Origin of the sequence: Paenibacillus artemisiicola, assembly GCF_017652985.1 — a bacterium.
GTDB lineage: Bacteria > Bacillota > Bacilli > Paenibacillales > Paenibacillaceae > Paenibacillus_Z > Paenibacillus_Z artemisiicola.
Window position 1 is genome coordinate 16,004 of sequence record NZ_JAGGDJ010000012.1, and the last position, 20,345, is coordinate 36,348.

The 20,345-nt window shown below is 51.1% G+C and carries 14 protein-coding genes; 1 reads left to right on the top strand and 13 read right to left on the bottom strand.

Features of this window, described 5'->3' with window-relative positions; translation table 11 throughout:
- Nucleotides 1–35: 35 nt before the first annotated feature.
- From I8J29_RS16100 to I8J29_RS16145, 10 genes are all read right to left on the bottom strand, one after another.
- Nucleotides 36–1,388 (bottom strand): ABC transporter substrate-binding protein, encoded by a 1,353-nt coding sequence (locus I8J29_RS16100; RefSeq protein WP_208848568.1) that lies wholly within the window; start codon nt 1,386–1,388, stop codon nt 36–38.
- Between the two features lie 189 nt (nt 1,389–1,577).
- The gene (locus tag I8J29_RS16105) at nt 1,578–2,594 is read right to left on the bottom strand and encodes a response regulator transcription factor (protein WP_208848569.1); all 1,017 of its coding nucleotides are present in this window, start codon (nt 2,592–2,594) and stop codon (nt 1,578–1,580) included.
- Nucleotides 2,595–2,618: 24 nt separating this feature from the next.
- Nucleotides 2,619–4,397, bottom strand: coding sequence for a cache domain-containing sensor histidine kinase (locus I8J29_RS16110; protein WP_208848570.1), 1,779 nt, complete (start codon nt 4,395–4,397; stop codon nt 2,619–2,621).
- A 182-nt stretch (nt 4,398–4,579) separates the two neighbouring features.
- A complete protein-coding gene (locus tag I8J29_RS16115) occupies nt 4,580–5,743 on the bottom strand; it encodes an S-layer homology domain-containing protein (protein WP_208848571.1) in 1,164 nt (387 codons plus the stop codon).
- A 92-nt stretch (nt 5,744–5,835) separates the two neighbouring features.
- Nucleotides 5,836–9,204 (bottom strand): glucuronyl esterase domain-containing protein, encoded by a 3,369-nt coding sequence (locus I8J29_RS16120; RefSeq protein WP_208848572.1) that lies wholly within the window; start codon nt 9,202–9,204, stop codon nt 5,836–5,838.
- A gap of 265 nt (nt 9,205–9,469) precedes the next feature.
- Entirely contained in the window at nt 9,470–9,721 is a 252-nt protein-coding gene (locus tag I8J29_RS16125) for a hypothetical protein (protein ID WP_208848573.1), read from the bottom strand.
- The gene (locus I8J29_RS16130; protein WP_208848574.1) at nt 9,718–10,911 is read right to left on the bottom strand and encodes a Ger(x)C family spore germination protein; all 1,194 of its coding nucleotides are present in this window, start codon (nt 10,909–10,911) and stop codon (nt 9,718–9,720) included. Before I8J29_RS16130 ends, I8J29_RS16125 begins: the two co-directional genes overlap by 4 nt.
- Nucleotides 10,912–11,065: 154 nt before the next feature.
- Complete coding sequence (locus tag I8J29_RS16135; RefSeq protein ID WP_208848575.1) at nt 11,066–12,772, bottom strand: chloride channel protein; 1,707 nt, start codon at nt 12,770–12,772, stop codon at nt 11,066–11,068.
- 122 nt (nt 12,773–12,894) lie between these two features.
- Nucleotides 12,895–14,271: a TrkH family potassium uptake protein gene (locus tag I8J29_RS16140; RefSeq protein WP_208848576.1), complete on the bottom strand. Its 1,377-nt coding sequence runs from the start codon at nt 14,269–14,271 to the stop codon at nt 12,895–12,897.
- A 17-nt stretch (nt 14,272–14,288) separates the two neighbouring features.
- On the bottom strand, nt 14,289–15,527 hold the full coding sequence (locus I8J29_RS16145; protein ID WP_208848577.1) for a cation:proton antiporter: 1,239 nt from the start codon (nt 15,525–15,527) through the stop codon (nt 14,289–14,291).
- A gap of 325 nt (nt 15,528–15,852) precedes the next feature.
- Here I8J29_RS16145 and I8J29_RS16150 point away from each other — a divergent pair, with 325 nt between their 5' ends.
- Complete coding sequence (locus tag I8J29_RS16150; protein ID WP_208848578.1) at nt 15,853–16,896, top strand: mechanosensitive ion channel family protein; 1,044 nt, start codon at nt 15,853–15,855, stop codon at nt 16,894–16,896.
- A 526-nt stretch (nt 16,897–17,422) separates the two neighbouring features.
- Here the strand turns inward: I8J29_RS16150 and I8J29_RS16155 are convergent.
- Genes I8J29_RS16155 through I8J29_RS16165 form a run of 3 tightly spaced genes read right to left on the bottom strand, consistent with a single transcriptional unit; the run spans nt 17,423 to nt 20,333 of the window.
- Complete coding sequence (locus I8J29_RS16155) at nt 17,423–18,292, bottom strand: glycine betaine ABC transporter substrate-binding protein (protein WP_208848579.1); 870 nt, start codon at nt 18,290–18,292, stop codon at nt 17,423–17,425.
- Between the two features lie 5 nt (nt 18,293–18,297).
- Nucleotides 18,298–19,137 (bottom strand): ABC transporter permease, encoded by an 840-nt coding sequence (locus tag I8J29_RS16160; RefSeq protein ID WP_208848580.1) that lies wholly within the window; start codon nt 19,135–19,137, stop codon nt 18,298–18,300.
- Nucleotides 19,134–20,333 carry a quaternary amine ABC transporter ATP-binding protein gene (locus I8J29_RS16165; protein ID WP_208848581.1) on the bottom strand — a complete coding sequence of 400 codons (1,200 nt, stop codon included), beginning with the start codon at nt 20,331–20,333 and terminating at the stop codon, nt 19,134–19,136. The genes I8J29_RS16160 and I8J29_RS16165 overlap by 4 nt, the downstream gene beginning before the upstream one ends.
- Nucleotides 20,334–20,345 lie beyond the last annotated feature (12 nt).

The window sequence follows — 20,345 nt, forward strand, 5'->3', positions numbered from 1 at the left end:
CTCCCTGCCCGCGGCCGGGCAGGGAATCTGCGCAGCTACTTGACTTCTTTCTTGATACGGTCCTCGATGTTCTGCATGGTTTTATCCAACGATTGCTTCTTCAGCAAATACAGGGAGGACTCTTCCTTCATGATGTTCATGCCTTGGTTGTACAGTGGATCCATCGGCACTTGGCTCAAGACCTTGGTATTGTCGGAGAAAATGCCCGCATGCTCCGGCGTCGTCACTTTGGTTAGAAAGGCCTGCTTCACAGCATCCGAGCTCCATGGCGTCAGCAGTCCGTTGCCAGCAATGATTTTTGCCGCTTCCTCGGAAGCAATGAATGTCGCAAGCTTCTTTGACGCATCCATGTTTTCCGTTTCCTTGTTCACCATGACAACGGCGAAGGAGCCTGTCGTGGCCGGCTCTGAATCTTTCCAGTGCGGAAGCGGAGCTATGTCGTAGTTCAGCTTCACGCCCTTTTGCTGGATAGCGTCGTTCAACTGCTGAACGGCCCAGTCGCCGTTCCACATCATGGCAGTGTTTCCTTGCAGGAATCGTCCCGCGTAATCGGCACCCGCGTTGCCGACGAGCTCTCCGAACGGCTGCTGCGCTCCATCCGTGTAGGTCAGATTGAAGTAATATTCCATGACCTGTTTGAATTTCGGCAGCTCCTCAGGGTTTAACGGATTATTCGCACCTTCAATGTTCGCCAGCACTCGCCACCAGGTATTGTCGGACTGATAGCTCATGGAGCCGTATGTTTTGTTTTGCCCGCTTCCACTTGTCAGTTTTTTGGCAGTATCCGCATATTGGTCCCATGTCCAAGAGGCATCCGGATAGGTGAGGCCTGCTTTATCGAACAGATCCTTGTTATAATAGAGCATCCATTTGCTTGTCCGGTACGGAAGACCAAAAATATGGTCGTCAAATTTGAGCTGCCCGATCGGCTCGCTAATCCCGGCAAGATCTGGCGAACTCGTAATGTCGTCCAACGGCTCGAGCACCTGCTTGGATACGTATTCCGCAAGATTGGAAGTGGATTGCGTGGCGAATACGTCCATGTCGCCGCCGCCAGTCGACAGATTCACGAGGATCTTCTGGATATAGTCGCTGCTCGGCACGTAGCTGGCATTGACTTTGATGTTCGGGTATTTCTGCTGGAAAGCGCTTAATATTTGATCCATGTAAGGCTGCTCGTCGGTCCAGTCGAAATAATTGATAGTGACGGGCTTATCGGAAGCGGTATTGGTATCGGTGCCGTTGTTGGTGTCAGCGCCAGTATCGGCGTCTGTCGAATTCGTAGCAGAAGCTTGGCCGGGGTCATTCGACGAACACGCGGTCAAGACACCAGTGCTCATAACGGTAACAAGCGCGCCTAGCAGCAGCAAATATTTATTTCGTTTCATGCTGGTAAACCCCCGTCGATAGATTCGATGTCGCGACCATCTATGCTTCATTTTATCGGTGGCCAGAGTCTTTGAAAACGGTTTAACATTCGGAAAAAGGAACTATTCTTCGGCACTTGCTCCCAGCATCACAAGGACAAACAGCCCTCCGCATTTCGGGAAGGCCATGACTAAGTATTCGTTTAGCGGTTAAGTCTGGAGGTTCCGATATTCCGTCGGCGTCATACCGAGGAAGATTTTAAACATTTTACTGAAGGACCTTGGATCCTTGTATCCTAGATATTCGGAGACATACGTAATCTTGACGGTAGGATCCGCCAGCATGGTTTTGGCTTGTTCGATCTTCATGCGAGTCACGTAATGAATGAACGTCTCACCGCTCTTTTCTTTGAAGTATTCGCTGAAGTAGGTTGGATTGAAATGCACATAATCCGCGACCTCCGCGAGCGTCAGCGGATGCTGCAAATGTGTCTTGATATAGTCCTTTACCAATCGAATGATTTTTAAATTGTTGGTTTCCTTCTCTTCCACACCCTTGATAAGCGTGAACCGGATGCGGATCGCATGCTGGATCGCAGATAAATTACTCACGTCGTTCGAGGTCAGTAGCACATCCTTGTCAAAGCCGTGAATCCGGTGCTTGCTGAAGAAGTGATTCGCAATGCGGCGGATCTCGTCCACGTACGCTGTCATGGTCATGCATCCGCCGAACGAAGCCTGCCCCTCTTCGATAGCGCCTGCAACCCGCTCGGCATCGAAGGATTCCAGCGCGTTTAACAGGTGGAATTCGAATTGTTGAAGCTTTGCATGCTGCGAATCGGAACGCATGGTGATGCTCAAGAAGTCCTTCTTGAAATTCGTGAACACGGCGAGGATGTCATTATCATGAACCGGCTTTAGTAAATAATCGTACGCCCTCAAGCGAAGTGCGCTTTGCATCAATGCAAATTCGTCATATCCGGTCAAGAAAACGACAGGGATTCGGTACCCCTGCCTAGTTAGCTCGTCCAGCGTTTCGATGCCATCTCGTCCGGGCATCTTGATATCGCAAAAGATCAAATCAAACGCGGCTTGCTTGATCCGTTCGACCGCGTCTAATCCGTTCGATGCTTCTTCAATTTTCCACTCGGTGCTTAATCGCTCCACCATACGCACGATGCCTTTTCGAATCAGCCATTCGTCATCGACAATAAATAAACGCAGCATTTTAATTCACCTCTCCAAGTCTATTTATGAATGCGGACGAAATTCGACGCGCGGGATTCGGATATGAACTGTCATGCCCGCTCCGCCCTCGCTTTCCAGCGTTAATCCAAACGATATCCCATACTCCAACTGAATCCGGGCATGCAGGTTCTTTAATCCGATTCCGGATGCGCTGAACGTCAGCTCGTTTGTCTCGTCCGTCAAGTATGCAAGGAGTTTCGTCAGTTCGCCCGAAACCATTCCCATCCCGTTGTCCGCCACCGTGATCCGAATGCCTTTCTCGTACGGCTTGACTGCAATCCGGATCAACTTGGTCCCGACAGCCTGATCGAAGCCGTGATGGATGCAATTCTCGACGACAGGCTGTAACAGAATCGGAATCGTGATGCACGTAAGAAGCGCCTCGTCGATGTCGTATTTGACGACAAGCGCATCTCCCGATCGGATCTGCTCGATTCGCAAATAGTTCTGAATCTGGTGGATCTCGTCGATTAGCGCTACCTTCGAGTCTTGTTTGTTCAAACTATAGCGCAGCATGCCCCCGAGTGCCGAAGTGATCTCCACGATTCCCTCGCGATCTCCGATTTCCGCTAATGCCCGAATCGCCTCCAGGTTATTGAATAGAAAATGCGGGCGGATTTGCAGCTTGAGCGTGTTCAGTTCCGCTTCCTTCTGCTTAAAACGACTTTCCAGCACCTGATTGATCAGTTCGTCGATTTTCTGGTTCATTTTATTAAACGCCCGTCCAACCAAGCTGATCTCCATGTTACCGTTCAACGCCTGATAAGAAACGTTGAAGACGCCCTTCTCCACTTTCCCCATTAACAATCGAAGCGCTTTCAATGGTTTCGTAATCGTATCGGAGAACAACACAGATACGATGACGATGACGAGGAATAAAATGGCCGATACCGTAAGAATCGATTTATAGAGAATTGCCGTTCCTTTCCTTATCTCGGCTTCGGATACAATCCCCACGATTTTCCACCCTGTGTTGGCCGAATCGATATGGTTGACGATTAAGGTTTCGTTGCCGACCTTCATGTCTTGCACTTGGTCAGTCAAGGTTGCCAATCTTGGCTGAAGCTGAACGTAGCGGCCGTTCTTACTGTAGATGATCTGCTGCTGATCGTCCAGCACGATAATATTTGAAGTTTTACCTAGATCTACACGCTTAAAGATGCTCTCAAGCCCGGTAAAATTCACGTCGATGATAATGACTCCAAGTATCGGTCCGTTATAAATCTTTATCGCCCGGACGACCGAGAACGCCGGTTCAGGTCGGTTTGCAATCCGCGAATCGTTGATCTTGCCGGTAAAGACAACCTTACCGTTCGCTGCGATTGCTTTCTTATACCAGAGCGAATTCTTAAAATCATAGGCGTAGTTGATGTCCGCGTTATAGATGGAGCTGGAGAACACCTGCCCGTCCCTTCGGTAGATGGAGACGCTTTGCAAATCCTCCCGGGGATTTCGGATGGCCTGGGTCAGCAGGCTTTCAATTTGTTTGAAGTCCGAATCACTGATGGTGCCTGTTTCCTGCATAATGTTTAAAATCTGGCTGTTGTAGTAAGGGAGCACGGATAAACGGGTGAGCTCGTCCAGGTAAGTGTCCAAATGACTGTTGACCAACTGGACCGTGTTGCTCACATTACTCTCCATGCTCTTCGTGATTTGATTGCTGTAAATCCAACTTGATAATACCGTTAGGAAAAGCATCGGAAAAAGCACAAGTGGCAAGAACGTCAGGATCATTTTCTTCTTGAACGTGCGCGTCTCCCAATATCTTCGCAATGCCGACAAACTTGCACCCCCTGATGGGCATGAAGAACCCAATATGGTTACCATTGTAGCATAGGGGCTAACGGGATAAATGAGAATAAATCCTCGTTCGCATGCAAAAGAACAGACGATTCACCATGGAATCGTCCGTCCCTTGCACCTACCTTGCAATCAATTAACAAGCTTCGACTCCCTTAGAACCGTTAAGGTTGCATTCTATATGCCGGGTCGATCTTGCCGGCTTTATCCAGAACCACGTAGAGCATCTTCGCGGCCTCTGCACGGGTGGCGTTGCCAAGCGGATCGAACAGATTAGTTCCCTTGCCGGCAATTAAAGATGCTTTTTGCATGGCGTACACAGATTCCTTGGCATAGCTGGCTATTAATCGATCATCCGCGAAAGCGGTTGACTGCTTACTTGGCTTCAGGTCTATTTTATACGCTTTAGCCAGTCGCTCCGTAATGACCGTAATATCCTGACGCATAATCGGATCGTTCGGACCAAACTGTTTGTCATTGTAACCGCCCACGATGTTATTTACCTTCGCCCAAGCAATGGCATTGCTGTACCATTGACCCGGTACGGCGTCTTTAAAAGTTACGCTGCCTCCTAACTGAGCACCACCACCAAACGCATTGTAGAGCATTTGTACAAATTGTGCTCGGGTGAGGACCGCGTTCGGACTGAACTTACCGTTTCCGACACCGGATACGTAATTCAGATCCGCTAACGAACGAATATAGCTTTCCGCCCAATGTCCGCCGATGTCTGTGAAGGCGGCAGAAGAAGTGGAGAGATCGTCTGCATCGATCGAGACCTCCAGGTTCGGATTGTCCTCATTGAGGATAATTGGACTACCGGTGTTAGTGCTCGAACCACTGGAGACGCTGCTGCCTGATTCAACTCCTGGGCGGGAGATCTTAACCGTCTGTACCTTTTTCGGTGTGGATACGGGCTTGCCTGCGCTGTCATAACGGGTCAAGGCCGGGGTGATGGATATGGTCTCGCTTGCATTACCCGTATAACGTAATTTCACCTCACAAACTTTGAGTTTGCCGGAGAAAACGTTCTTCCCTTTGGTCGTCATGCCCCCGATAAGGTGACGAGTGCCATTATACTGATACAAACCCGTAAAGCTAGGATCCATTTCATGGCTGAGATACATCAAGCCATCCGAAAGTTCGACGGACATCTCCACGCCGGCATATTTCTCTTTCTCTGTAAGTGAAATGGTTATCGTAATTTCATTCCAAGCTGTCTCCACGCTCACGGGAACGGCAGCGTGCGCCGGAAAGGCACGGATGCCCAGCAGAACGACCATCAAAGAAATCAATGAAACATGGCGCAATTTTACCAAAACGTTCATGGTATTTTCCTCCCAAGCGTACTAGGCGTCAGAAGCTGAACGCTTCCGACGCCTCGCACGATCTATCCTTTATAGTGTTGATGATCTAGCTTTTAAAAGCCGATGTTATTGTCGTTCAGCACTTGAATGAAGAGCAGCAGATCATCGATGCCAATCTTGCCGTCACCACTGTAATCGCCGCGATACGCATTTTCGAGCCAGTTGCTGTCGACGCTCGACGCTCCGTAGTAGCCTGCAAGGGCGTAGAAGTCATTCCAATCGACGGCCTTGTCGTTGTTAATGTCATACGTCAGCACCATGTAGGAGCCTACCGTAATCGTTGCTTTGTTATTCAGCGGAGTCACGGCCATTTCGTTCTTCCCGTTGCTCGCAAAGTCGATGGTCAATTCAGCGCTTACGTCGCCGACATAGCCTGTGGGAACCGTGAAGTTCAGATCTAGCAGGTTCAACAGATTCTCGCCGGCTGAGATCGGAGCGCCGAGCTTGGCGACGGCGAGGTGAATTTCCTTCTTGCCCGCGTCATTCTTCGCATCGACGATCGATATACCGGACTTCCCGACAGCGCTGACGAACGTAAGATCCGCGTCGTATTTCACCGTGGCGTTAAAGCCTTGTAGACCGGCATAATTTTGTGCGTCAAGCGTGAATTTAACCGGCGTCTCCTTGTCTTTACTATTAACGATGACTTTCGCCGGCACGTTGACCGTGTAGACGATGCTGTCCGGCAACGAAGTCTTGAGATCGAACTTCGCGGTAAATCCACCATAGCTGACCGTCGCCGTGATGGTGCCTTGCTTCTGCACCAGCGCGCCGTCCTCTACGTCGATTTTATAGCCGCTTACCGGCTTCGACGTGCCGTCCTCAAAGCTGGCGGTCACGATAAGACCGGTTAAGTCGATGTGCTCGCCAACCTTGTAGTCCGTCTTAGCCGGCGGCGTAACCGTAATGCCAGTGGCAGCTTTAGGTGCAAGATCGAAGACATAAGGGCGTACGTTTACGTTACCCGACGCATCCTGGAGTCGAGCAAAGATAAGTTGGCTGTCCGCTGTGACTGGCTTATCGAAACCGATGGTGACAATCGTGTCGTTCTCGCTCCAGTCGAGGGTATAATCCTCGGCGAAATTGGTGCCGAACCCGAAGTTCTGCGGATCCATCGGATTCGCAAAGCCGAACGACACGCTCTTGGTATCCGGCGTAATTACAACATTCTTCGGATTAAAGCTCACCTCGCCGAGCTTGGTCGTCGGCCAAGGCAGCGATTCAGGCCTGTCGCCGGCATCGGTGTTCTTATTCGGATATAGCGGCCAGTTCGGACTCGGACCAATCTTGATATTGGTGGATGGCCAGGACGGCGAGAAGATCGCCTTCGCCTTGTTCAAGTCGTACGAGAATTGGAAATCGTATCCGGGCAGCGATTCAAGCTTGACGTCCTCCAATCGTACAACCCTGTTCGAGCCGGCTGCATAGCTGACCGGAAAATCAGGCACATTTTCCTGGAAAAAGGCATGTTTGTTCGTATTATCGGCGTCAGCACTTGTATAACCGGTGTTGATGGAAGCCCCATATGATAGGATCCAACCAGGCTCCTCCGCTTCGTTCACGCTGGTCGGCACAGGTACATCGTTGGCGAAAATCTTCATCGCTTGTTGGTCGACCTTGCTCGTGAAGCCGAAAATCCAGCGCTGATCGCCAGTATCGTCGCACGTAATACTCGTACGCAGAATGCCCGTCAGGTCGTAGCTTTGGAGATAGACCGTCTGGGTGTCCTTTGTCTTGCCAATCGTAGAAAGCGCGTATCGGCCGGGCACAGTCTTCTCCGCGCTGAGGTTGAAAGTCGCAACGCCTCCGACGACATCGGCGGTGTAAATCCCTTCGCCGGTGTTCAGCATTATTTGCGGTGCGTTGGAATACGCTTTGATCGTTGTGGGATAACCCGCTGTCACCATCTCGTTCGTGCTGTAGAGCGTATATTTGTTCGGACGGGACCATTTCATGTATGAGCTATCTACTTCGAACGGATAGGCGGACATGTCCCACACGCCATTGTATGTTGCTGCGGGCCGAATCGGCGGATTGACGGTAACGCCAAGCGTATCCGGTCCTTCAACCTTAAGCGGATCTCCGTATTTTCCGCCGTGGAATTCGCGGTCCATCATCGCCAACATATAAGCGTGGTCACGATCCTGGAAGGCATGCGCGCCGTCATGGACGAAGACTCCGATGTTGTCGCCTTTACCGAGGAACTCATAAACTTCCTTGGCAGCGACGGTCGCTAATATGTTCGACGGGGAACTGAGCCAATCAAAGCCCTCCCCCGTAAAGGTTAGGAGCGGACGCGGAGCGACCATTGCCGCTAACGCATGCGAATCAAACGGCAGCTTGTCCAGCTCGAAGCGGAATTCCTCGGCTTTGGTATCGAGCCAATGATCGCCGCCGGGAGACATCGTATTGGTCGGTTTCTCGTTACGGAAGTAACTGCGATTCATGCTGGAATTGCTGTACGAGGCGTTTGGTGCTCCATTTGCGTTATTCGGTACATTGTAATTGTAGATACGTCCCTCGGACGTATAGCGCATAGAGGCGATGCCGCCCTGCCCGGGATCCACCGGTACGACTATGCTGATGCGTTGATCGAACGCACCGGCTAGCGCAGCCGCCTTGCCGTTACGGGATACGCCCGTGACAACCGAGCGTGACGGATCGATCAAGCCTTTATACGCGCCGTTCTCAAGTGCATCGAGGGTGCGGGAAATACCCCATGCCCACGCCATCAACGCTGCCGAATCCCCTTCATAGGTATCCCTATTGAATGGATACAGCGTTGTATAGACGCCGGTTCGACTCGCGTTATCGCTAAAAATCGTCCCGGTTGGATTGTTCATTACGGCATAACCATGACGCAGGAATGTATTGCGCATGTTGGCGGACACACCACCGCCGACGCCGATGACGAAGGGATACGGAGGCGCAATGTTCGTCTCTCCGTTCTTCAAGTCCGCATCCGCTACGCCTTCTTTATAGGTCGGGACATAAATACCGGTAACATTGTAGCTGCCGGAAGTTGCATTCGCCGGATTGCGAACGGTTACCGTCAAAGACGCATTACTCGTGCCGAGGTTGCCGCTATACGATACGTCTTCCTTCGCGGTATCCATCTTCTTGCCGTAATAATAGTATTGCAGTAAATCCGAGAGCTCCGCACGTCGCTGCTCCCACTCGGCAGGCGTCGTTACATACCCGTTCGTACCTTTGGTCGGATCGAGAAATTTAAAAAGATCGGGCAGCCCCTCCGAGCTTGGCAGTTTAGAGATGTTGGTCGGAAAATATTCCCGCCCCGCTGGCGGCTGAGCTTTTGCCGGACCGGGGTATGAAGGATAATAATAGTTCGTTGCGAAAGCGGCAGGCGCAATGGCGCACAAGATCAGTACGCACAAAGCGACAGCAAAGGTCTTTTTTAGCATGTTTGGGAGCTCCTCCTCATTTATCCATGACTCACCATGATTTCAACTGGTCATAACAAACCCCGTTCTTCTCAAGAAAACTCAACATAATTAGCCAATTGCAGCATCCGCCCCTGATGTATACGCTTTCATTTTGCGACGAGTTAGAATTGATTCGCTTATAAGCGCATTAGAAAAGAAGATTTTTCGCGTTTCTTGTGGTAGGTGTTTTGAGGATCTTGCTGTGGAAGAGGTGAGGATTCACGAATAACTCGACACGTATCCCTCATTTAATTTCTTTCTTATTTCGAGTCTGTACATTCGCCATGGTCTGCTCAAGCGTTTGCTTCTGCAGCAAATACAATGAAGCCTCTTCTTTTAGAATATTGCTCGCTTGATTGTAAAGCGGATCCATCGGTACCTGACTCACAACCTTTATTTCATCCGAAAAAACACTTGCATACTCCAGCGACCTTAATCCAGTTATTATGGAGAGCTGGCAGGCTCGCACAATTTCCGAAGCGGAGATTAAGCTCATTGTGTCATAACGCGTTGATGTTTCGGATTCATATCCGATAATCCCGGTCGCAACAACTCTGAATAAGTCTCAATCTTCACGTTTATTTTTGGATAGATGGCATCCCATTGGTACCTTTTACGGTGCCATTCTTTTGGAAAAGCGCGACGGAACTCTCCAGCAAAATCAAATATATCGATATCAAGACCGATTTGAACTCGTCTTAAAGCGTCTAATACACGATGTTCTATATAGGTGTTCAAGGCTTCTTCAACCTGATGATCAATCGCTTCACTTTTCATTAGATACTTTGATGATGCGTTTTGCACGGCATAAGAGCTTGTATTAATACGAACGGTTACACTCCAATCATTACCTTCTATGTGAGGCTTTAAAGTTGTTTTGCTTTTCAGAAGTCGAACAGAGACAGGCCCGTCTGCCCCATCAGGGGTTACGGTTAATACGGCATTCTGAATTTCGTTGCGAAGCCATAGAACGCCTCGCGTAGATGACTCACCCAATACCGTAACCATGCGATCGCCCTTGAAGACAGCAGTTCCAACTCTATAACTAATGGTTGTCGATTGCATAGTTTCCTGCGAATTTTTCTTGATCCAAGGGAGTGCTGCAGAATTGGAGTCACTGTTAATCATTTGCATTAACTCAATCAAGGTTACACTCATAGCCGTCTTCTTTTTGGCGAGTTCTCTGTATGCCTCGGAAGTGTTGCGTTCTAAAATAGCATGCATCTCAAGCGCTTCTTGAGCTTTACCTTCGCTAACGTAAATATAGGCACTTTCTCTAGGTTGAGGTGCCCTAATGAAAAAATCAATATCGTCTGAGATACCATGTTTCGCTTCAGATTCTCCGAAAATAAAAACCTCAGTATGGCCCCAGAACAACTTCCGTGACATTTTCTCCTGTAAATGACTAAGTGCTTCGGCAATATTGGTTCCTTTTGATGAATAAACCATGGCATTGTCTGAGCCGATACCTGCTTTTCCTATTTCACCTGTTCCGCCAATTGAAAGGCGGGGCGTAAAAATTTGCAGAGATAACTCGATTTGGTTGCTGTTTACTCTATCAATAGCAACTCCGGTAATTAGACCCAGATCGTTTACTTCCGTTCTATCCCAACAGCCGGTCAGCAGTAAGATTCCAATAACGCTCACTATCTTCAGTAAGGTACGGATCATGCGTTGAAGGTTCATGCGCCGTTACTCCTTAATAGTACTGCTACTTTTCTTCCCTAAAACGGGGAGAACTAAACTTGTTTGCCCTTTAGAATTGAACTAAATACGCTAGACTAACGAAACTCGTTCGAATTGAAAAGGACACCTTTATAAGAGGTGTCCCGTTGAATGCTCATGGCAGCCGGTAGGCTCGCACGATATCCAAAGCGGAGATGAGGCCGAGCGGCTCCAACCGTTCATTTTTAACAATTAAGCTATCGGACTGCTCGGCACACAGGCGAACACTTGCTTCGCCTAGCGTTGCCGTTCCCTCTATCCAAGGCATGACGCATTCCATGACCGTTTGTACCCTCACGTCTCCGTTCCCGAGCGAAACCTCTTCCAACATTCGTATTTTATTCACAAAGCCCAGCCAATTTCCTTGGTCGTCCTTAACAATCGCTATCTGTCCCCTTCTCCCCATAAAGAGTCCGATGGCCACCTCGATGGTCGTATTCGAGGCAATCATGACGGGCTCGACATCCATCGCTTCCGTCACCAAAATTGCAGAGAGCTTGTCAGCGGCTCGCTTACGAATCAAGTCGATGCCTCTTTTGGCTGCTTTGGCGGTGTAAATGCTCTCCCGGAACAACTTGGTCGTTACTGAGCTTGAGAGGATCGCGACGAGCATGAGCGGTAATATCAACCGATAATCCCCCGTTAACTCGAACAACATGACCATTGCGGTAATCGGCGCGTGTGCCGTTCCGGCGAACACCGCCGCCATTCCGACGATGGCAAAAATGCCGGGATTCACATCGGGCAAGGGTAGCAGGAGATTAGCCAGTATGCCGAACGCCGACCCCATCATCGCCCCCATAAACAGCCCAGGCGCGAAGACACCGCCTGATCCGCCTGACGCGATGGTCGTCGTAGTTGCGAACAGCTTTAACGCCAGTAATACAACTACAAGGTGCAAGGTCGCGTGCCCGGTGAGCGTTAACTCAACTGCAGGATAACCGACGCCGAGCAGTTGCGGGTAGAAGAAACCGATGACACCGACCGCTAAACCTCCGATCGCAGGTTTCGTCCACTCTGGAAGCGTACGAACCGCTTCCCACCGCCGTTCAAAAAGAAGCAGCGAGCGAATGTAAACAAGTGAGAGCAGCCCGCCAGCAAGACCAAGCAGCGCGAACAGCGCGATCATCCCCATGCTGCCCTGCATCTCATCGTGCGGAACCGGAAATGTTGGCAGGTTGCCTAGAAAGACGCGGCCAATCGCGGCTGAAACGACGGATGAGACAACGATAGGACCAATATAGGTCAGCGCGAAGCTTCCCAGAATGATTTCAAAGGCGAACAACGCGCCTCCGATCGGCGCGTTGAATGTCCCTGAGATACCGGCCGCCGCTCCGCACGCGACAAGCAGCGGCAGTCGCCTTTTCGAAATGCCTAACCATTGACCGAATGCGGATCCCCATGCCGATCCGATGTGCACGATCGGGCCTTCTCTCCCCACGGATCCACCGGAGCCAATTGTTAAAGCGGAGGCTAGTGCTTTAACTAAGACAATGCGCTTTCGGATCACGCCGCCCTTGTCGGTCACGGCCACCATGACCTCCGGGACGCCGTGTCCTTTCGCTTCCCGGGCAAACAAGTAAATCAACAATCCCGTGAGTAACCCCCCTAAAGCGGGCATGATCAAGGTACGGATTCCGTATACGTATTGCGAGATTTCATCTGCCGATCTTCCGTAAAAAAGATAGCCCGCAAGTTCGACCACCTTCCGGAATCCGACTGCGCCAAACCCTCCACCGATTCCGATACCTGCCGCAACAAGCAACAGCAAAAATGACTCTGCTTCAAGACGCGCGAAACGTCCCATCACCCGGCTTCGCATCTCGACTCACTCCCCGTACGAACAGTCCGCGAATAAATAGTTCGTAAGCCTATCTTATGCGTTACAGCCATGCCGGTATGACTTTGGCTTTGTCGAATATGCAGCGGCAATCAGCTACGCGTTTATCCGATTAAGATCTTTTCTTCGGGATAACGATACGGCTGCTTGCGGGATCCTCGTGTCATCGCAAAGGCGAGCGTGAGCGGTCCGAGTCGCCCGATGAACATCGTGACGATAATTACCGCTTTGCCGGCAACGGAGAGCTGGCCCGTAAAGTCCATCGTCATTCCGACAGTCCCGAATGCGGAGGTTGCCTCGAACAGAAGCGTTAAAAATTCGGCATGCGATCGATACTCGGTCATGGTGAGCAAGAACGTGCTTACCATGACCACGCCTAGCGAGATGATTATGACGGCGAGTGAACGAAGAATAAGATCGACAGCTAGCCTTCGTTTATAGGCTTGAATATCAGCTTTCCCCCTTACAATCGCAAGCACCGTCATGAGCAGGACGGCAAACGTATTCGTCTTGATCCCGCCGGCCGTCGAACCCGAGGAACCGCCGATAAACATCAGGAAGATCATGAAAAATTGCGAAGGCGGCAGCATGGCGCCGATATCGATGGTATTGAAGCCGGCCGTACGCGTCACGACGCCCTGGAAATAACCAGCCCACAAGCGTTGAGGCCATGTAAGGCCGCCAAACGTGGCGGGATTAAAGAGCTCGACCGCGAGAATGACGAGCGTTCCCGCCGCAATCAATCCGAGATTGGTCACGATGACGATTTTGCTATGTAGGGATAGATCCTTCCAGCGGCGTTTTTTTATGATGTCCAGAATAACCGTAAAGCCCAAACCGCCGAATATAAAGAGTGCGGAGATGACGAGATTCACCGTCGGGTCGCCCACATAACGCGTCAAATTGTCCGGCCACAGCGCAAAGCCTGCATTATTAAACGCCGATATGGCATGAAAGGCACCATAATAGCTCGCTCGCGCAAAGCCGTAATCATGCATCCAGCGCATGGTCAACAAGCAGGCGGCGAACGTTTCGATAATTAGCGCGATGATAAAAATGTTTAGCGCCAGTCGGATGACGCCTTGCGTCGAATACGAATTGACGGATTGTTGGATAAGCAGCCGCTCGCGAAGACCGATCTTCTTGCCGATTAGCACGGCGAACAAGACGCCGAACACCATAAACCCCAAGCCGCCGATTTGAATGAGAACGAGCAGTACAAGCTCGCCGAACGTTGTGAAGGTCCCCGGAACGTCAAGGACGGACAGACCTGTGACGCATACCGCGGAAGTCGCGATAAATAGCGCATCGATCAGGCCGATGCTTCTCCCCGTCACGGATGAAGCCGGCAACGCAAGAAGGAGCATCCCGATCACGATGAGTACTATAAAGCCGATAATCATTACTCTTGGAGCGGATAGGCGTGTGTCCTGTTTGTTGACCAGTTCGGTCTCTTTGCGTGCCGATAGGATGAACCCCATGAAATCGCTCCCTGTCTTTACGTTTCGTTTACGTTTTTGTTGTGCTCCCCCACTCCCGCTCTTAGGACAAGCGGCTTAATGGTCAGCCCTTGCACCAGCAGCGAAAACAAGACGACGCTAAAGGTTAACATGAGTACGTCGTCCTTGCCCTTAAATGAATCCGGCAGGCTGAGCGCAAGCGCAATGGATAAACTGCCTTTCAAGCCGCCCCAATTCAAGACGGACTTCCACTTTCTCGGAAAATCCCGCAGCAGGGATACGCTGCTGTATAGGGCAATCGTTCGTCCCGCAAGTACGATTAAGATAGCCGCAAGGATCAATAACCACCTATCTCCGAAATCAATATGCTGAATCTCCAAGCCGATCATTAGGAAAATAAGCGAATTTGCGAGCAGCGTGATGACATCCCAGAAAGAATGGATGTTCATAAGCGTCGTCTCCGACATGCCGATTCTCGCCCCGTAGCTGCCGAAAATCAGGCCGCTCACCACCACCGCGATGACGCCGGAAACATGGACGTGTTCGGCGATGAAGAAGCTTCCGAAAAACAACAGCATGGAAAACGCGATTTCGAGCGGATAATCATCGTAGAAGCGAAGCAGCTGAGAGAAAAACCAACCCAGAGCAGCGCCAACGGCAATACCCCCTAGGGCGAATTGCAGAAAGAGCAAGATTCCGCTGCCGACTCCCGTCCAGCCCATCTCCATGTAAGAAAGCAAGTAAACGGAGGATATCTGAAAGAGGACTACGGCGATACCATCGTTAAAGAGCGATTCGCCTTCAATAATCGTGACAACGGACTTGGGAACGCCAAGCGATTTGAAGATCGAGATGACGCTGATCGGATCGGTCGCGCTCATGAGCGAGGCGAACGTAAATGCGACGACGAGCGGCAGGTCGAGGAGGTAGTATGCACCGACCGCTATCAGCAGGAAGGATAAAAGCGTTCCTCCAAACGCCAGCGCTAGTACGGGCTTGCCCTGCTCTTTCAAGTGCCCAAATGGAAGCTTCAGCGTCGCGTCTCCGATTAGAATAGGGAGAAACAACGAAATGATGACCGCCTGAAAAACATGCGATTGGGTAATATACGCTTCCGCTTCTTCCAGCACGGGAATGTTCACTGAGCCTAACAACAGGCCAACCACCACAAGCGCAATCGAGTACGGCTGATTGATTTTTTTGGCGACGGCGATGACGAACATGGATACCGCAAGCAAAATGAGCAATTGAATAAATGTTTCGTTAAATTCGTTCATTGAGGCGTCCCCCTTTTTTTGTTTTTGATCCTCAAGCATTAATCATCCTTTCCATCGATTCCTGGGCTGAGACGCAGATAAGCGTCCGGTAAACGGATATAGCCGAAAAACGGCAAAAAGAGCCCGCTTGTGGCAGGCTCCTCCAATAACGTACACAATTCGATTCTTTCACAATTATACTAGAGGCGCCACATTTTGCAAATGGTTCCGTGCTCACCGATAGTATGGTACAATGAACCTTCATTTTTTCCACGGAGGTGTGCCTACCCTGGTTGATTTCAACTGGTTGTCCCGACTTTTTACTGATTTCCAATGGATTGACGTCATGATCGCGATCGTAGTTGCGATTCTCTTTATCATTTGCCGGAAATTCTTTACCACGTACGCAGTAGCTATCTTCCGGCGCCGCTTTTCACGTTCGCAAGGATTTTCCGCTTGGGCAAAGGCATTTGAGAAACCGATCGGCTACGGTTTTGTGCTTATCGGTCTGTATACGGCACTTCGCATCGCGCTTCCTCTTCAGATCGAAAATGCGATCGAACTGAATCTTCTCTTTCGTAGCAGTCTTATTGTGCTGATCGGATTCGGCATTTACAACGTCTCTGCCACCTCATCCATGCTGCTCGAACAGCTTGGCAAGCGATTTGGACTGGATCATGCCAGCATGCTCATTCCGTTTCTTTCCAAGACGATTCGATTTGTCATTATCCTGCTTGTCGTCACGATCGTCGGCTCCGAATGGGGGTTCAGCATAAATGGCGTCGTTGCCGGGATGGGGCTCGGAAGCTTAGCCATCGCGCTCGCCGCGAAAGAAACGTTAAGCAACGTATTCGGCGGCATCGTCATCATTGCGGAAAGGCCGTTCGCCAAAGGCGATTGGATTTTAACGCCCAGCGCGGAAGGCGTCGTCGAAGACATTACGTTTCGAAGCACACGAATTCGAACGTTCGCCGATTCCCTCGTAACGGTACCGAATTCGACGCTGGCTAACCATCCCATCACCAACTGGAGCAAGATGGGCAAGCGCCGCGTGACGTTTACGCTTAAAGTGGCGCTGGAAACCGATCGGGTACGGCTCGCAACGGCCATCGGACAAATGGAACGAATGCTCCGGGAAAATGAACATGTAGACCCCGGAACGATTATGGTGCGATTTAACGAATTTCAAGAAGGCGGTCTGGGCATCTTCTTCTATTATTTCACCAAAACGACGGTGTGGTCGGATTATTTGACGATCCGTCAGGAACTCAACCTCGCGATCATGGGCATTCTAGAAGATGAAGGCATACGGATGGCTTATCCCGCACAGCGGATCTTTATGGAAAGCAATGTTGCGGAGTCCTCCTATACAGATCGGGGAGTGGGTTGATCCTTGAAAAAAAGAGCGCCGCAATGCGGCGCTCGCTCACGTGTTTACGATAAGAGAAGTGATCCATCCATAAAGATTCTTTAATTCTTCTTCTTTCCTCAGCCTTTCTCCGAATTGAGCCCTCATATGCGCTAAAAGCTCTCGATAATGGCGGTTTTTCTCCTTACAATCGAAAGAAGCCGTGTTGACCGTCTGAGCAGCTTCCCGAAAATGGTGCGGTTCTCTCATCAATGTGCTCGCGCCCCCTCGTCTACGTTAATAAACACAGGACAACTCCAATAATCACGGCTATATTGTAAGCGGAATCATTTGGTGGGTCAAACTTAATCCCGCTTACGGTAGATCGACTCAAAGTATAACTCCAAGCGCTGTCACAACCGGACATCTGCTATTTCCCTTCATTTTGCTCCCCACAGATACGCTTATGCAGAATGCAGAAAAGGAAGACGACGATAAATCGATTTCCTATCGATCCATGTCATCTCCCAATGCTACAGAAGTGTTTAAGCTTACGACGAGAAACGCGTTAAGAAACGCCGTCCAACCATGCTTTTACTTCTTGCTCATGACCGTCGACCCAGGCTTTCGCCGCGTCTTCCGGCGATTTTCCCTCTTGAATCGCGACCATTACCTCAGCCATATCATCCGGCGTCCAATGGAATTGATCCAACAGCTTGTAGGCGTCCGGCATATCGTCATCCAGACCTGTACGGGCCATCGTATGGATCTCCTCGTCCCCTCCGTACACGCCCTTGGGATCGGCTAAATATTTCAGATCCATCTTTGCGAACATCCAATGCGGCGTCCAGCCCGTGACGATAATCGGCTTCTTCGCCTCGTATGCTTTTTGAAGCTCCTGCGCCATGGCCGCGGACGAGCTTTCGACAAGCTGCCAGTCGCCATCAAGTCCATAATCCTTCAGTGCTTGCTCGGTGGAGGTCATAATGCCGGCCCCGGGCTCGATTCCGATGATTTTGTGATCGACGGAAGTTCCGGTCGCGTCCTGCTTCAAATCCTCGATCGACTTTTCCTTCATATAGGATGGCACCACAAGGCCGGTCTTTGTACCTTCGAGGTTGGGACCGAGATCTTTGAGGTCTTTTCCATACTTTTCTAGATAAGAGGCATGCGTCGTCGGAAGCCAAGCTGCCACCATTGCGTCGGCGCTGCCGTCCGCGATTCCGGCCCACATCGGACCCGCATCCACCTGCATCAGCTCGACTTTATAATTCAGCTTGGATTCCAACACGTATTTTACGACGTTCGTGCTTGCAATCTCGGAATCCCAAGCCACGTAAGCCAGCTTAATCGCTTTGTCGTCCCCGGATTTCGTGCACCCGGCAAGAGCAGCCGCCATTACGACGGTAGATAAGGCCAAACCCCATTTTTTCTTCATGCTCGTCACCTCTGCGTTTTTTGTTTTTTGATAATGCGTTGTGTCAAACGATCCAACAGGATCGCCAGTACGACAATTGATATTCCCGCTTCAAACCCGGTTCCGGTCTTCGTCTGCGTCACGGCGCGGTAGACATCGGCGCCCAATCCCTGCGCCCCGATCATGGAGGAGATCACCACCATCGACAAAGACAGCATGATGGTCTGGTTGATCCCGGCCATCATCGTAGGAAGCGCCATCGGCAGCTGAAGTTTGATCAGCTTTTGGTTCGGCGTCGAACCAAAAGCTTCCGCCGCTTCAACCAGCTCGTAAGGCACTTGGCGGATGCCGAGGTTCGTGAGTCGGATCGTCGGCGGTACGGCAAAGATAATCGATGCGATGACACCCGGAACGACGCCGAGCGAGAAGAACGAGACGGCCGGCAGCAAGTATACGAAAGCCGGCATCGTTTGCATGAAATCAAGCACCGGTGTCACGATGCCCTGAGCGAGGCGGCTTCTCGCGCAAAGAATGCCGACGGGAACGCCGATGACGATGGAAAGCAGCGAGGCTGTCAGCACGATGGCTAGCGTTTCCATGGCGTGTTCCCAGTAACCTAAATTATCAATGAGCAGCAAGCCGATGAAAGCGAATATGGCAAACCGCCATTTCCCAGCAAGCCAGGCGAGCACAGTCCCCAGCAAAATGACGACAATCGGCGGTCCCATGACGAGCAGACTTTGCAGGACATCCACCATTGAACCGATGACGATTCGGATTAAATCAAAAAAGGGCGTAAAGTGGCCTTCGAGCCAAGCTTCAATGGATTCGATCCAATTGCCGATCGGCAGTTTCGGCATGTTCATCGCACGCCACCCGCCTCCGGCACGGCGTTCCCCGCCAGCGCCGCGAAGACTGCTCCGCGAATCACGATACCAAGAAGGCGATTCGCGCCATCCGTGACGGCGAGCGGCAGATGCGTCGCGGCCATCGGTTCGAACAATTCGTTCAACACCGTATCCGGCGCGACAATCGGCGTTTCGGGAATGAGAACATCGTCCAGTGCCAATCCTTCCTTCAAGGCAGCCGAAGCGCCTTCCGCCGTGATGACGCCAAGCAGCCGCTTGCCCTTATCGGTCACGTATAAACTGGATACGCCCTGCTCGCGCATCAGTTGGAGCGCGACCCGCGGTCCCCGCTCGAGCATGATCGTCTCCGGACGACGCATCACATGCGCTGCCGTCAGCACCTTGGACAAGTCGACATCCTCAATAAATTTCTCAACGTACGGATCGGCCGGCTTCATCAGGATTTCTTCCGGCGTACCGATTTGTACGATCGAACCGTCCTTCATCAAGGCGATCCGATCGCCGATGCGCAGCGCTTCATCAAGATCGTGCGTGATGAACACGATCGTTTTGTGCATGCTCGATTGCAGTTGAAGCAGCTCATCTTGCATATCCTTGCGGATCAAAGGATCAAGCGCGCTGAACGCTTCGTCCATCAGCAGAATATCGGGATCGTTCGCAAGTCCCCTCGCCAATCCGACGCGCTGCTGCATGCCGCCGCTAAGCGCATCGGGGTAACTGTCCTCCCAGCCGCCGAGGCCCACGAGCTCGAGCGACTGACGAGCCATTTGCTTTCGGGTTGATTTGGCGATCCCTTGAATTTCTAAGCCGTATTCCACGTTTTGCAGTACGGTTCGATGCGGAAACAGGGCGAATTTCTGAAAGACCATCCCCATGCGCTTGCGGCGGAACTCTCGGAGCTCATTCGGACTCATGCCGACGATGTCTTTCCCCTGGAACAGGATTTGGCCGTCCGTCGGCTCGATCAGCCGGTTCAGCAGTCGAAGCAGCGTCGACTTTCCGCTTCCCGACAACCCCATGATGACGAAGATTTGACCGGCTTCAATCGAGAAGCTCGCCCGGTTTACACCGACCGTCTGCTTCGTATCCTTCAGAATCCGTTCCTTCGTCCATCCTTGTTGGAGCAGCTGGAGCGCTTTGTCCGGGTCGCTGCCGAATACTTTCGTCAATGATCTGGCTTCAATGATGGACATACATGTTCCCCT

What these genes read in the sequence shown, in the direction of transcription:
- I8J29_RS16100 (WP_208848568.1), bottom strand. Translation starts at nt 1,388, where the DNA reads ATGAAACGAAATAAATATTTGCTGCTGCTAGGCGCGCTTGTTACCGTT.
- I8J29_RS16105 (WP_208848569.1), bottom strand. Translation starts at nt 2,594, where the DNA reads ATGCTGCGTTTATTTATTGTCGATGACGAATGGCTGATTCGAAAAGGC.
- I8J29_RS16115 (WP_208848571.1), bottom strand. Translation starts at nt 5,743, where the DNA reads ATGAACGTTTTGGTAAAATTGCGCCATGTTTCATTGATTTCTTTGATG.
- I8J29_RS16120 (WP_208848572.1), bottom strand. Translation starts at nt 9,204, where the DNA reads ATGCTAAAAAAGACCTTTGCTGTCGCTTTGTGCGTACTGATCTTGTGC.
- I8J29_RS16125 (WP_208848573.1), bottom strand. Translation starts at nt 9,721, where the DNA reads ATGAGCTTAATCTCCGCTTCGGAAATTGTGCGAGCCTGCCAGCTCTCC.
- I8J29_RS16130 (WP_208848574.1), bottom strand. Translation starts at nt 10,911, where the DNA reads ATGAACCTTCAACGCATGATCCGTACCTTACTGAAGATAGTGAGCGTT.
- I8J29_RS16135 (WP_208848575.1), bottom strand. Translation starts at nt 12,772, where the DNA reads ATGCGAAGCCGGGTGATGGGACGTTTCGCGCGTCTTGAAGCAGAGTCA.
- I8J29_RS16140 (WP_208848576.1), bottom strand. Translation starts at nt 14,271, where the DNA reads ATGGGGTTCATCCTATCGGCACGCAAAGAGACCGAACTGGTCAACAAA.
- I8J29_RS16145 (WP_208848577.1), bottom strand. Translation starts at nt 15,527, where the DNA reads ATGAACGAATTTAACGAAACATTTATTCAATTGCTCATTTTGCTTGCG.
- I8J29_RS16150 (WP_208848578.1), top strand. Translation starts at nt 15,853, where the DNA reads ATGATCGCGATCGTAGTTGCGATTCTCTTTATCATTTGCCGGAAATTC.
- I8J29_RS16155 (WP_208848579.1), bottom strand. Translation starts at nt 18,292, where the DNA reads ATGAAGAAAAAATGGGGTTTGGCCTTATCTACCGTCGTAATGGCGGCT.
- I8J29_RS16160 (WP_208848580.1), bottom strand. Translation starts at nt 19,137, where the DNA reads ATGAACATGCCGAAACTGCCGATCGGCAATTGGATCGAATCCATTGAA.
- I8J29_RS16165 (WP_208848581.1), bottom strand. Translation starts at nt 20,333, where the DNA reads ATGTCCATCATTGAAGCCAGATCATTGACGAAAGTATTCGGCAGCGAC.